Here is a 14271-nt window from a genome sequence, read left to right as displayed (position 1 = left end):
CGGGACGCAGGCGTACCAGTTTCCGGCTGCGAACCGTCGCTGCCCGGAGCAGGCACCCACCCCCGCGCGGCGCAACGGCGCCGCCGGTCCGGACCAACCCACGAAAACAGTGAAGGGAAACAGTGAATGGCCACTCGTCCCGGCACCGCACCGGCTGATTCAGGCCCCCACGTATTCACGGTCAGCGAACTGAACCGCACCGTACGCGACCTGCTCGAAGGCGGCCTGGGGGCGGTGTGGATCGAGGGCGAACTGTCGAATATCGCCCGGCCGGCTTCGGGGCATCTGTATTTCTCGCTCAAGGATCGCGACGCGCAGGTGCGCTGCGCCATGTTCCGGGGCCGCAATCGCCTGATGGATTTCCGCCCGGACGCCGGCATGCAGGTCCGGGCCCGCGCGCGGGTCAGCCTGTACGAGGCCCGCGGCGATTATCAATTGATCGTGGAGCAGATGGAGCCGGCCGGTGCCGGTGCCCTCGCCCGTGCCTTCGAGGAACTGAAAAAACGCCTCGACGCGGAAGGCCTGTTCGCCCAGGAGCGCAAGCGTGGTTTACCGCGCATGCCGCGCCGGATCGGCATCGTCACCTCCGCGTCCGGAGCGGCGGTGCGCGACGTCCTCAAGGTGCTCGCGCGCCGTTTCCCCGCGATCCCGGTCGTGATCTATCCGGTCCAGGTGCAGGGCGAGCGCGCGGCGCCGGCGATTGCCCGGATGATTGAGACCGCCGGGCGCCGGGCCGACTGCGATGTGCTGCTGCTCGTGCGCGGAGGGGGCTCACTGGAGGACCTGTGGCCGTTCAACGAGGAAGCGGTCGCCCGGGCGGTCGTTGCCAGTCCGATCCCGATCGTCAGCGGGGTCGGCCACGAAGTGGATGTCACGATCGCGGATTTCGCCGCGGACGTCCGCGCGCCGACGCCATCCGCCGCGGCCGAACTGGTGGTACCCGACGCGGGCGAACTCCTGCAGACGCTTGAACGCCTGCGCCGCCGCCTGCAGGCCGCGGCAAGCGCCTCCCTGCGCCGCCGCGAAGAACGCCGCCGGAACGTCGAATCACGCCTGCGCCGCCAGCACCCCGAGCGGCGTCTGCAACAGCTGCAGCAGCGGCGCGACGAACTGGAATTACGCCTGCGGCGCATCGGCACACGCGCGATCACCACACGCCGTGAGCGGCTGGAACGGATCGATGCCCGCCTGCGCCGCGCTTCCCCGCTCGCGCGGATCGAGCGCCTGCGCGAACGCCTGGACAGCAACCGCCGCCGCCTCGACGGCGCGATCCGCGCCGACCTCAAGCACCGCGACGCCCGCGTAGCCGCCCTCTCCCGCGCCCTGGAGGCCGTCAGCCCGCTCGCCACCCTCGGCCGCGGCTACGCCCTCGTCCGCGCCGCCGAAGACGGCCGCGCCATCACCGACGCCCGCCAGGTCGAACCCGGCCAGCACCTCGACATCCACCTTGCCCACGGGCGCCTCGAAGCCGACGTTACCAGGGCGGAACCGGGTGACGGGAACGGCGATAGAACCACGAATGAACACGAATGAACACGAATGGGGTTGGGGCTCCCGGAGGCTTCTGGAGCTTCGCTGTTCAGATCTCGAAAAATGCATAACCAAAAAATGGACTAAAAATGCACGAAAAATGGTCCCGTTCGTAGTTTGGTGTTTTTTACAGCGCTTGAACCGAAGCGGCAGTTGTAGCTGTAGCTGCCTGTTTTTCTTTTGCCTCAATCCGTAAAGCCTATTTTTCGTCCATTTTTAGTTCATCTTTTGGTTATGAATTTGCTCCCTGGCGCTCCCACTCCGTGACAGCGTAGCTCCAGAAGCCTCCGGGAGCCCCAACCCCATTCGTGTTCATTCGTGTTCATTCGTGGTTCCAGATTTACAGTCCCGGCACCTCGCCCGATCACTCGCGAGCGAGTTCAGCGGCGACCGAGACAAGGTCGGCTTCGGTGGCCAGGAGGAAGCGGCCGGCAGGGTTGGGGTTGCCGAAGGTGACGTCGCGGTAGGTCGACCACACGCGTTGGCCATAGGCGCGGGAACGGGACTCGCTGGCCCAGTGGTGGTACCGGCCCACGCCGATGACGGTGTCGCGCGTGGAATCGATCGCATCGGCCAGGATACCGGCCGCGATCTCGAGGTTGTATTCCATACCCAGCAGCTTCATCGGATCGTCGAAACGGTCCGCATGCCAGCCGACGTTCACCTGGGCGATACCGACATCGACCCGCTTCGCCGGCCATTTGGCCAGCACCGCCTCGAGCCCCTGCTCGGCGCGCTCGCGTGAATTGAACCAGTACCCCCCGGTCGGGGTGCGGATCACCCACGGCCATGGGCCGATCATCTCCGGCGCGATCGTGCGCCGGCTCTCGACCAGCGTGAGCGCGTACAGCAGCGCCGGGTCCAGACCGTGAGGGCCGGCCGCGCGTGCCCAGGCACTGCCGTCGAAATCGAGATCGTTCGCGTGTGCCGGTGACGACGGCGCGGCCAGCGCGGCGAAAACGAGCGCCGCACACACCGACTGTCCGATTGCCGTCAGCACCCTGCGCACCCGCATCGCCTGCTCCCGAATCATCGTGCCGTCACCGTATCCCTCGCCGCGCCTCCTTGTTACGGGCAACCGCGGTTGCCCCCACGACCGCGCACTGTCGCCCGCCACTGGCAGAGCGCGGATCATGCGCAAGCCGTGAGCCGGCGTCCAGTGAGCTTGCAGCATTCATGCCCAGCGTGTCCCGGGGCCCGTTGCCGGCAACGGTCTCCGGCGCCCTCGTGCGGCCCGGCAACCGCGAGCGGAAGGCCGGCCCTGAATCCGGACGAGGTTTTTTCACGAGCCCGGTCGGTATACGCTTGCATCGGCCCAATCCGGCCGATCCCGCAGTCCACCGTCCCTTCCCGGTTGCGACCGGGCCGCATGGAGCATACGGATGCGCCCAGTTCGATACTGCCTGCTTGCACTGACACTGTTCGCGGGTGCTCCGCTGCCGGCCGCGGACGAGGACGACGGCAGACCGATCACCGTGGCGCGCCTGGCCGATGTCGCCATCCCGCTGGAGCGCTCCGCGCCGGCCGAGGTCGAGGCCCTGACGCGCACCACGATCGCCGCCCGGCTCGCGGCCGAGATCGATTCCATCCCCGTGGAGACCGGCGAGCGCGTCGCGGCGGGGGATGTCCTCGCGCGCCTCGACTGCACGGACTTCGAAGACGCGCTGGCACAGGCCGAGGCGACCCTGGATGAACTCGAGGCCCGCCTGCGCCTGGCCGGTATCCGGCTGGACCGGACCGAGCGGCTGCGGCGCGAAAACGCCGCTTCGGCCGATCAGCTCGACGAGGCCGAAGCGGAACGCAACGCCCTCCGGGCGAACCTGCGGGCGCAGCGCACGCGTGTCGCGATGGCCCGGCGCGATGTCGAGCGCTGCTCGGTCAACGCCCCGTTCGACGGGCTGATTACCGCCCGCACCGGCGAACGGGGTGCGTATGTTCAGCCGGGCACTGCACTGATGGAACTAGTGTCAACCGACCGGCTCGAGTTGCGCGCACTACTCACCGACGGCGATGCCAAGTCCCTGGAGGCCACCGGTAACGCCACGTTCCGGGCGGGCGGAGAGCGCTGGTCGGTGAGCCTGGTGACCATCGTCGCGAGCGCCGACAGCGCCAGCCGGACGCGCGAGGCGCGGCTCGCATTCGAAGGGGCGTCGCCTATCCCCGGCACGGCCGGGCGCGTGCACTGGACGGCTCACCCGCGGTCGATTCCGGCGGATCTGCTGATCCGCCGCGATGGCGCCCTTGGGGTCTTCATCATCGCTGACGGCCGCGCCCGTTTCCGGAGCCTGCCGAAGGCCATCGAGGGCCGCCCGGCTCCGACCAGCCTACCCGCCGACACCCGTCTCGCCGTGGAGGGCCGTTACGGACTCCACGACGGCGACCGCGTGCGGATCATCGAGTAAACCGCGTTGTTCTACCGGCGCCTGCTCAACAACCATGTGCTCGCGAACGTGACGTTCGCGCTGGTACTGGCGCTGGGCATCGCGAGCTACCTGATGATGCCGCGGCAGCAGGACCCGACCATCAACTTCAACTGGATCGACATCACCACGATCCTGCCCGGTGCGACGGCACGCGACATCGAGAAGCGCGTGACGGACCCCCTCGAGCGGGCCCTGGAGAGCGTATCGGACGTCAAGTTCGTCTCCAGTACCAGCCGCGAGAGCATCTCCTCGATCCTCGTGCGGTTCGAGGACATCAGTGACGCCAGGTTCGCCGAGCGCGTGGCCGATCTGCGGCGCGAGATCCGATCGGCCGAGGATGAACTGCCCGACGACGCCGAAGAGCCGGACATCACCGAGATCACGACCGCCAACGCGTTTCCCACCGCGACGGTCATCGTCACGACCCCCGGCGACGGCGAGCAGCTGCGACGACAGGCGCAGTCGACACTCGAGGACCTGCAACGGATGCGCGGGGTCGATCAGGTGCTCGCCACCGGCCTCAACGAACCCGAACTCCACGTTCGCTTCGATCCGGCCGCGGTCGAAGCACACGGCATCGCCCCGGGCGATCTCGTCGACACCGTGCGCAGTTACGCGCGCGACCTCGCGGCCGGCGGTATCGAGGTCGGCGACCAGGGCTGGCTGGTGAGTATCACCGGGACTTCGGGCGACCCTGAGAATCTCGGTTCGATACCGGTGGAGACGCTCCGCGGCGAGGTCCCGCTCGATCGCCTCGCAACGGTCGCACGCGGACGCAGCGAGAACGCGGAACTGGTGCGCTACGGTGGCCAGCCGGCCGTGATGCTGGGCGTCAGCAAAGAGGGACAGGCGAACACACTCACACTGGTCGAGCGGATCAACGCGTACGTCGACGAGCGCAACGCCCTCAGCGACAGCACCGGTGCCCGGCTCATCGTCGCCGATGACCGCACCGAGATCACGCGCGAGGCCCTGTCGATCATGCAGACCAACCTGCTGATCGGCCTCGGCCTGGTGCTGTTGGTGGCCTGGCTGTTCCTCGGGACCGGGATCTCGCTCCTGACCGCGATCGCGATCCCGTTCATCCTGGCGGGCACCTTCTGGGCGCTCTGGGGGCTGGATCAGACGCTCAACGTCACGGTCCTGCTGGGCGTCGTGATCGCGCTCGGCATGCTGGTCGACGATGCGGTCGTCGTCGTCGAATCGATCTATTACCGCATGGAGCGCGGCGCGGCGGCGCTGGATGCGGCCATCGATGGCATCCGCGAGGTGGGCACCCCGGTCGTTACCGCGGTGGCGACGACGATCGCCGCGTTCCTGCCGCTGATGCTGCTGCCGGGCATCCTCGGCAAGTTCATGTACATCGTCCCGCTGGTGGTGACCACCGCGCTGCTGATCAGCCTGATCGAGGCCTTCTGGATGCTGCCGGCGCATATCGCTGCGGCCCGCATCGATCTCAACCGCCCCTCCCGCGTCCAGCGGCTGCGCCGCCGCACGCTGCGACGGATCCGCAGCCTCTATACCGGCCTGCTGGCGCGGATCATGCGGGCACCCGGGCGCATGCTGGTGATCGGCGTCGTATTGGTCGGACTGGCGGCCGCGGCGGTCGCGACCGAGACCGGCATCCGCCGCGACTTCTTCGCCAGCGATCCGATCCGGCTGTTCTACGTGAACATCGAGATGCCGGTCGGCACGCCACTCGCGAACACGCTGGAGCAGACCCGGGAGGTCGAGGAGCGCATCCGCGCCGGCGTGCGCGAGGGCGAGGTCCGCGCCATCGTCAGCTACGCCGGCCGTCAGTACACGGACACCTCCCCACGGCGCGGGGAGCATTACGGTCAGGTGCTGGTCGCGCTCAATCCCGACAATGGGGAACTGCGCGATGTCGAGACGATGATCGGTGATCTGCGGCCGCGGGTCGCGTCGCTGCCCGGCCCGGAATCCGTCACGTTCCTCGAGATCGCGGGTGGGCCGCCGGCGACCAACCCGATCAGCGTCAAGGTCCGCGGCGATGACTTCGACGATCTGCGCGCCGCCGTCGCGGATCTCAAGGCCCTGATGGAGCGCAACGACGCCATTCGCGACATATCCGATGACGACACGAGCGGGCAGATGACGCTCGACGTCGATGTCGATGCGCAGGCGGCGCGCCGGGCTGGCGTGTCGACCGCGCGCGTCGCGCGCACGGTCAAGCTCATGGTGGACGGCGAGATCGCCACCGCCTTCCAGGACGCCGGCGAGGAACGCGAGATCCGCGTCTTCGCCGGGCGCGACAGCACCCTGCAGTCGATCGATGAGGTCCTGGAGATCGCCCTGCCGACACCGGACGGCGGCCGAGTGCCGCTGCGCGAGCTGGTCGATGTCGAACGCAGCCCCGGGCTGGCCTCCATCAACCATTACGACTTCCGGCGCACGATTACGGTCGAGGCCAATCTCGACAAGACGCAGATGGATACCATCGAGGCGAACGACTGGATCCGTGAGGAATGGGAGGACATCCGCTCGCGCCACCCCGATGTATCGCTGGATTTCTCCGGCCTGCTGGACGATATTCAGGAGAGCCTCAACTCGATGGGGATCCTCTTCCTGTTCGGTCTGGGCCTGATGTATCTGATCCTCGGCACCCAGTTCCGGAGCTATTTCCAGCCCCTGATGATCCTGACCACGGTCCCCATGGCCTTCACCGGCGTTACCGCCGGGCTGATCGCGACCGGCAACCCGCTGTCGCTGTTCACCATGTACGGGATCATCGCGCTGGCCGGTATCGCGGTGAACGCCGCCATCGTGCTGGTTTCCGCCGCCAACGAACGGCTGGACCGCGGTATGTCGCTCACGCATGCGACGCTGTTCGCGGCCCGGCGCCGGGTCATCCCGATCCTGATCACCTCGACCACGACGGTCGCCGGCCTGTTCTCCCTCGCGGCCGGCCTCGGCGGTGAGTCGCTGCTCTGGGGACCGGTCGCGACGGCGATCGTCTGGGGCCTTGTCGTGTCGACGCTGCTGACGCTGTTCGTCATCCCTACCCTGTACGGCATGAGCATGAAACGCTCCTGGCGGGTACGGCGATCATGAACGGGCGGATCATCGGCCGCTTCGCGCCCTCGCCGACCGGGCCACTGCATTTCGGATCGCTGATCGCCGCGCTCGGCAGCTGGCTGAGCGCCCGTGCCACCGGCGGCCGCTGGCATCTGCGCATCGACGACCTGGATCCCGACCGCAGCATCGCGGCCATGACCAACACCATCCAGGTGCAGCTCGAGGCCTTTGGGCTGACCTGGGATGGCCCCGTGCTGTACCAGAGCGAGCGTGGCGATGCCTACGCCGCCGCGCTGGACCGGCTCAAAGCGAGCGGCGCGGTGTACCGCTGCACCTGTACCCGACGCGAGATTGGCGCCGGAGCGCGGTACGGGCCGCTCGGCGCGATCTACGCAGGGACCTGCCGCGGGGGCCCCACCCATCCGGAGCGCGCCGCCGCTCTGCGACTGCGGCTGCCCGCAGGCCGACACGAGATCGCGGACCGCATCCAGGGCACCTGGTCCACCGATGCCGACCGGATCGGTGACGTGATCGTGCGCCGGCGCAACGGGGTGACCGGCTATCACCTCGCCACCACCGTCGACGACGCGTTCCTCGGGGTCACCGACATCGTGCGCGGCAGCGACCTCCTGCCGGCCGCGGTGATCCAGAACGAACTCCAGCGCCAGCTCGACCTGCCCGCGCCCGCCTGGGCCCACCTGCCGGTGATGATGACCCCGGACGGCACTGACAAGCTGAGCAAACAGACCGGCGCCCAGGCCGTGGATCCGGCGCACGATCCAGTCACCCCGCTCGTCGATGCCTGGTGTTTCCTGGGGCAGACGGCACCGCCCGAGACACCCGACACCCCAGCGGAATTCCTCGCCTGGGCGCTCCCGCGCTGGGAGGAGACCCGCATCCCGCCGGGCGAGCGTCTCGTGGCCGGCGGGCCGGGTGGCGGTCTGCGCCGGGAAGGGGCCTGAAACCGCCGGTTGCCGGCGACGCCCGGGGGACGTTACCTTAGGTAACGCTTAAGACCGGTCAGGCGCGTATGAGCGATCCGGATTCCAGCAGAGGCCGCCCGGATCTCGTGATCCTGCTGCTACTGCTTGCGCTGTTCCTGTTCTTTTCGCCACTGACGGCCTGGTGGGCGCGGGCCGGCCTGCACTGGTTGGTCCCGTTCCTGCTCTGGGCCCTGCTGATCGGTCTTGTCGCCACCTACGATCGGTTCGAGGGCGACGATGACGCTTGAGCCGTGGCAACTCCTCGCGGTCGGCGTCGCGTATCTGGCGCTGCTGTTCCTGATCGCATGGCTGGCCGAGCATGGCTGGTTGCCGGGCGGTCTGATCCGACACCCGATCACCGTCACCCTCTCGCTCGGCGTCTACGCCAGCTCCTGGACCTTCTACGGCAGCGTCGGCTTCGCCCACGAGTCGGGCTTCAACTTCCTGACCATCTATCTCGGCGTCACCATCGCCTTCCTGCTGACGCCGGTCCTGCTGATGCCGATCCTGCGGCTGGTGCGCGAATACCAGCTCACCTCGATCGCGGATCTGTTCGCGTTCCGGTTTCCCGGCGCGGGCACCGGTTTCCTGGTCACGGGGTTCATGCTGATCGGCATCCTGCCGTACCTGTCGCTGCAGATTCACGCCGTCATCCAGTCGGTGCAGGTCCTCACACAGCGCCCGGCACCCCATGAGGCCGGACTGGCCTTCTGCGGCACGCTGATCGTATTCGCCATCCTGTTCGGCGCGCGCCACCTCACCCCGCGCGAGAAACACAGCGGTCTGGTCGCCGCGATCGCTTTCGAGTCGGCCGTCAAGCTGGTCGCGCTACTCGCGGTGGGCGCATTCGCCGTCTGGGGCGTATTCGGGGGTCCGGCGGCATTCAGTGACTGGACCGCGCGCCACCCCGAGGCGACGGCGGAACTCTACCGGCCGGTCGCCGAGGGCCCGTGGCTGACGCTGATCGTGCTCGCCTTCGGCGCCGCCTTCCTGTTGCCGCGTCAGTTCCACATGGCCTTCACGGAGAATACCGGCCCCGGTGGCCTGCGCCGTGCAAGCTGGCTGTTTCCGCTGTATCTGCTGCTGCTGAACCTGCCCATCATTCCGATTCTCTGGGCCGGGCGCCAGCTCACCCCGAACGCGCCTCCCGACTACTACGGTCTGGCGATCACACTGGAATCCGGCTTCGAACTGCTGCCGGTGGCCACCTTCATCGGCGGCCTGTCCGCCGCCAGCGCGATGGTGATCGTCAGCACGCTCGCACTGGCATCGATGTGCATGAATCACCTGGTGCTGCCCCTGCGGTTCCGCGGGTTCCGCCAACAGACGCATCTCTACCGCCAGGTCCTCTGGGGCAAACGCATCCTGATCGCCCTGATCGTCCTGGCGGCCTATGGGTTCTACCTCGTCATGGTGCACAACCAGGGCCTGGTCCAGCTGGGCCTGATCTCGTTCGTGGCCGCTGCCCAGCTGCTGCCCGGGATCGTCGGTGTCCTGTTCTGGCGCCGCGCCACGGCGGTCGGGTTCACCGTGGGGCTGATCGGCGGCGCGACCATCTGGTTCGCGATGCTGATCCTGCCCCTCATCGGTCAAGCCGGTTCGCTCGGCGGCGAGGCCGATCTGGCCGCGCTGCTGGCGCCCGAGGGGACCAGCCTGTGGACGGCTTCGACCTTCTGGTCGCTGGCGGTCAACACCCTCGGCTTCGTGATCGGCTCACTACTGACTCGCCCCGGCGAGGCCGAGGCAAAGGCGGCCCGCGCCTGCGCCGAGCAGCGCCTGATGCCGCTGGCCGGCCGGGTCGCCGCCGCCTCTCCGGAGGACTTCGTGCGGCGGCTCGCCCGCCTCATCGGTGAGGAGACCGCCCACACCGAGGTCCGCAAGGCACTCGCCGAACTCGACATGGAAGAGCAGGACCTGCGGGCGACCGACCTGCGCCTGCTGCGTGAGCAGATCCACCGCAACCTGTCCGGCCTGGTCGGCCCCGGTCTCGCCCAGCTGATCGTCGACGATCGTCTGCAGCTCAGGCAGCGCTCGCATATCGCGCTCGCCGAGGGCATGCGCTACATGGAAGAACGGCTGGCGGACTCGCGCGATCGCCTGCGCGGACTGACCGCCCAGCTCCACTCGCTGCAGCGCTACCATCGCGACGTCCTGCACGAACTGCCCCTGGGCGTCTGCTCCCTCGCCCCCGACGGCGAAGTCGTGATCTGGAACCAGGCGATGGTGCAGCTGTCCGGCATCCCCGGCCACAGAGCCATCGGCAAACACCTGCGCCAGTTGGATACACCCTGGGCGCACGGCCTGGCGGACTTCGCCGAGGCCGATGACGACCACCGCTTCAAACTGCGCCTCGATCGCGACGACTCGGAACGCTGGTGCAACCTGCACAAGGCCAGCATCGGTCATCCGGACACCGCTCGCGCGCACGGCCACGGCGGCACCGTACTGCTGGTCGAAGACCGCACCGAACTGGAACACCTGGAGACAGAGCTGCGCCACAGCGAGCGCCTGGCATCAATCGGCCGCCTCGCCTCCGGACTGGCCCACGAGATCGGCAATCCGTTGACCGGGATCGCCAGCCTCACCCAGAACCTGGATTATGACGACACGCCCGAGCACCGCCGTGAGACCGCGCGCGCCATCCTCGAACAGACGCGCCGCATATCGGCCATTGTCGACTCGCTGCTGGCGTTCTCGCACGGCGGGCGTCCACGCCCGCTGGACCGGCGCGATGTCGAGCTCTCCCGGGCGATCGATGAGGCGATCCACCTGGTTCAGCTCGCCCGCGCCGCGCGCGATATCGAGTTCGTCAACGAATGCCCCGCGTCACTCGTCGTACCGGGCGATCCACAACTGCTTCAGCAGGTGTTCGTGAACCTGCTGACCAACGCCGCGGACGCATCCCCCGGTGGCGCGACCGTCACCGTCCGGGCAGCGACCGACGATCCCGAACGGGTGCGCATCGAGGTGATCGACGAGGGCATCGGTATTGATCCGGAACATACCGACCGCGTATTCGATCCGTTTTTCACCACCAAAGACGTCGGCGAGGGGACCGGACTCGGGCTCTCGCTGATCCATTCGATCATCAGCGAGCACGGCGGCAGCATCAGCATCGCGCCGCGCAGCGAATGCGGTACGCGCGTGGTCGTGTACCTGCCGATCGCGACGCCCGTTGCATCAGCCGACGAAGGGGCCCATGCATGAGTCGAATCCTGGTCATCGACGACGAACAGGTCATCCGTGACGCGCTTCAGCGCCTGCTGGAGCATCACGGCCACGAGGTCCAGACCGCGGGCGATCTGCCGACTGCCCGCGCGTGCGCGCCGGAGCACTTCGATTTCATCATCGCGGATCTCAAGCTGCCCGGTGCCGACGGCACGGACATCATCGAACACGCACCGGACGTTCCAGTGCTGGTCATGACGAGTTACGCCAGCGTGCAGTCCGCCGTGGATTCGATGAAACGCGGTGCCGTGGATTACATCGCCAAGCCCTTCGACCACGACGAACTGCTGATGATCGTCGATCGCGCGCTTCGCCAAGAGCGCATGTCGCGCCAGAACGCCGCCCTGAAACAGGACATCCAGCGCGACTACCCCATCACCGGAATGGTCGGCTCCGGCCCGGCCATGCGCGAGGTCCATGAACGGATCGCCCGCGTCGCACCGACCGACATGACCGTCCTGATCCTGGGCGAATCCGGTACCGGCAAGGAACTGGTTGCGCGCGCCATCCATGAACAGAGCTGGCGCCATGAAGCGCCGCTGATCGCCGTCAACTGTGCCGCCATTCCCGAGAGCCTGATCGAATCGGAGCTCTTCGGCCACGAGAAAGGCGCCTTCACCGGCGCCACCGGCAAACGCATCGGCCTGGTGGAAGCGGCCAGCGGCGGCACACTCTTCCTCGACGAAATCGGCGAACTGCCCCTGGCCGCCCAGGCTCAGCTGCTGCGGGTAATCGAAGACGGCGAGATCCGTCCGGTGGGCGGCTCACAGACCCGAAAGATCGACATCCGCCTCATCGCCGCGACACACCGCGACCTCGATGCCATGGCCACCAAGGGCCTGTTCCGGCCCGACCTTTTCTACCGCCTGCAGAAGATGGAGGTCCGCCTGAACCCCTTGCGCGACCGCCAGGACGACCTGCGGGAACTCACGGAATTCATGCTGGACAAGGCCGCGCGTGCGACTAACCGGACACCCCCGCGGCTGTCGAAAGAGGCACTGGACGCGATCGCCCGCTACGACTGGCCCGGCAACGTCCGCGAGCTCGAAAACGCGGTCGAGCGGGCGGTCATCCTCTGCGACGACGAAGAGATCCGACCCGAACAGCTCGGCATCCCGGTGGAACACGACCGCGCCCCCGAACGGGCTGCCCCCGCCTTCAACCTGAGTCTGGACGAATACTTCCGTCAGTTCGTGCTCACGCATCAGGACACGCTGACCGAGACGGAACTGGCCAAGCGCCTCGGTATCAGCCGCAAAGCGCTCTGGGAACGCCGCCAGCGCATGGACCTGCCGCGCCCCGGCAGGCAGTACGCATGACGCCCGGCACGTCATAAACGTAAGCGTTACGGACCTACCCGTACACGCGAGACCTCTGTTACGAGTTGTAACATGCACATAATTCCACCCCCCGGGAAAAAGTCCCAACTATCTGTTCATGCTGAGGTTATTGGTCTGGCACGATAATCGCTATCAGAATTATTGGCATACGTCCCAGGCGTGCAGCCACGCCGCACTTGCAAACGATCCACACGGAACGGGCGAATCCACGTCCGTCCCATCCGGCCCGGTTACCGGGTCGACCCCGTTACACGGGAACAAAGGAGGGGCAGCATGAGCGACCGTCCAGACGATCCGAAGAACAATCGCGGCAAGGGCTTCAGCCGTCGCGATTTCCTCAAGACCAGTGCCGTCACCGGGGCCATCGCCGGCGCCGGGCCGACCGTGTTCACGCGCAATGCATGGGCGGAGCGCGAGGCGATCGGCAACTACCCCGTCAAGGGCAAGGCCGTCACCTTCGGGTTCAACGTGCCGCAGACCGGCGCCTATGCCGATGAGGGTGCGGACGAACTCCGCGCCTACAAACTCGCCGTGAAGCACCTGAACAACGGCGGCGGCATGCTCGAGACGATGGCGCCCAACGAATTGACCGGCCAGGGCGTGCTCGGCAAGAAGGTCGAGTACGTGAGCGGCGATACGCAGACCGATCCGGACGCCGCGCGCACCAGTGCACGCCGCATGATCGAGCGTGACAAGGTGATCATGTGGGGTGGCGGGTCATCCAGCGCCACCGCGATCGCCCAGCAGTACCTGGCGCAGGAGATGGGCGTCGTGTACATGTGCGGGCTGACCCACTCCAACGACACGACCGGCAAGGACCGGCGCCGCTACGGCTTCCGGCACTTCTTCAACGCCTACATGTCCGGCAAGGCGCTCGGCCCCGTGCTGGCGGATGCCTACGGCACCGACCGGCGCGCCTATCACCTGACGGCGGACTACACCTGGGGCCACACCCAGTACGACTCCATCAAGCAGTTCACCGAGGCCGAAGGCTGGACCACGGTGAACAACATCATGACGCCGCTCGGGAGCTCGGATTATTCACAGTTCCTCACGCAGGTACTGAACTCCGATGCCGACGTGCTGGTCCTGAACCACTACGGCCAGGACATGGTCAACTCGCTGACCCAGGCGGTGCAGTTCGGCATGCGCGACATGCAGAAGAACGGCAAGGACATGCAGATCGTCGTGCCGCTCTACAGCCGCCTGATGGCACAGGGCGCCGGCGCCGAGAACATCGATGGCGTGTTCGGTTCCACCGCATGGAACTGGGCGCTCGAGGATGAAGGCTCGCAGGCCTTCACCAAGACCTTCGAGGCGGAATACGGCTTCCCGCCGTCACAGGCCGCGCAGACCTGCTACGTGCAGACGCTGCTCTACGCCGACGCCTGCGAGCGGGCCGGCACGTTCTATCCGCCGGAGGTCATCAAGGCCCTCGAGGATCACCGGATCACCGGTATCGGCCCCGGCGAGGCCCACTACCGCAAGGGCGACCATCAGTGCTTCAAGGACATGCTGGTCGTGCAGGGCAAAGGCCCGGCGGAGAAGGAAGGCGAGTACGATCTGCTCAAGATCTACCAGCAGGTGCCGCGCGAGGATGTCACCTATCCCGTCGACACCTTCCCCGGCAAGCTGGGGCCGTATCGCCCGGCGTGACCCCGGGCGTACCGGGGCCGTCGGGGGCCCCGCCACGACAAGGACGCCGGCCCGGCCCGCCGGGCCGGCGTTTCC

General features: G+C 67.4%; 9 protein-coding genes. 8 read left to right on the top strand and 1 reads right to left on the bottom strand.

Features of this window, described 5'->3' with window-relative positions; genetic code table 11:
• Positions 1-126 precede the first annotated feature (126 nt).
• Positions 127-1533: an exodeoxyribonuclease VII large subunit gene (gene xseA, locus A0W70_RS09650; RefSeq protein ID WP_067561893.1), complete on the top strand. Its 1407-nt coding sequence runs from the start codon at positions 127-129 to the stop codon at positions 1531-1533.
• Positions 1534-1894: 361 nt separating this feature from the next.
• On the opposite strand, the gene A0W70_RS09645 is transcribed toward xseA, so the two are convergent.
• The gene (locus A0W70_RS09645) at positions 1895-2545 is read right to left on the bottom strand and encodes a lysozyme family protein (protein WP_070989121.1); all 651 of its coding nucleotides are present in this window, start codon (positions 2543-2545) and stop codon (positions 1895-1897) included.
• A gap of 367 nt (positions 2546-2912) precedes the next feature.
• Between A0W70_RS09645 and A0W70_RS09640 the strand changes: the two genes are divergently transcribed.
• The 7 genes from A0W70_RS09640 (at position 2913) to A0W70_RS09610 (ending at position 14196) form a co-directional block, all read left to right on the top strand.
• Positions 2913-3932: an efflux RND transporter periplasmic adaptor subunit gene (locus A0W70_RS09640; protein WP_067561885.1), complete on the top strand. Its 1020-nt coding sequence runs from the start codon at positions 2913-2915 to the stop codon at positions 3930-3932.
• A 6-nt stretch (positions 3933-3938) separates the two neighbouring features.
• Entirely contained in the window at positions 3939-7025 is a 3087-nt protein-coding gene (locus A0W70_RS09635; RefSeq protein WP_067561882.1) for an efflux RND transporter permease subunit, read from the top strand.
• A complete protein-coding gene (gene gluQRS, locus A0W70_RS09630; RefSeq protein WP_067561878.1) occupies positions 7022-7951 on the top strand; it encodes a tRNA glutamyl-Q(34) synthetase GluQRS in 930 nt (309 codons plus the stop codon). The genes A0W70_RS09635 and gluQRS overlap by 4 nt, the downstream gene beginning before the upstream one ends.
• 68 nt (positions 7952-8019) lie before the next feature.
• A complete protein-coding gene (locus A0W70_RS09625) occupies positions 8020-8220 on the top strand; it encodes a hypothetical protein (RefSeq protein WP_067561874.1) in 201 nt (66 codons plus the stop codon).
• Positions 8210-11179: an ATP-binding protein gene (locus A0W70_RS09620; RefSeq protein WP_067561869.1), complete on the top strand. Its 2970-nt coding sequence runs from the start codon at positions 8210-8212 to the stop codon at positions 11177-11179. Before A0W70_RS09625 ends, A0W70_RS09620 begins: the two co-directional genes overlap by 11 nt.
• Positions 11176-12519 (top strand): sigma-54-dependent transcriptional regulator, encoded by a 1344-nt coding sequence (locus A0W70_RS09615; protein ID WP_067561866.1) that lies wholly within the window; start codon positions 11176-11178, stop codon positions 12517-12519. The genes A0W70_RS09620 and A0W70_RS09615 overlap by 4 nt, the downstream gene beginning before the upstream one ends.
• Before the next feature lie 294 nt (positions 12520-12813).
• On the top strand, positions 12814-14196 hold the full coding sequence (locus tag A0W70_RS09610) for an ABC transporter substrate-binding protein (RefSeq protein ID WP_075109861.1): 1383 nt from the start codon (positions 12814-12816) through the stop codon (positions 14194-14196).
• The last annotated feature ends 75 nt before the right edge of the window (positions 14197-14271 follow it).

Source organism: Halofilum ochraceum (genome assembly GCF_001614315.2).
Lineage (GTDB): Bacteria > Pseudomonadota > Gammaproteobacteria > XJ16 > Halofilaceae > Halofilum > Halofilum ochraceum.
The sequence above is the reverse complement of the archived record's forward strand: the minus strand, read 5'-3'. Positions and strand labels throughout refer to the sequence as shown.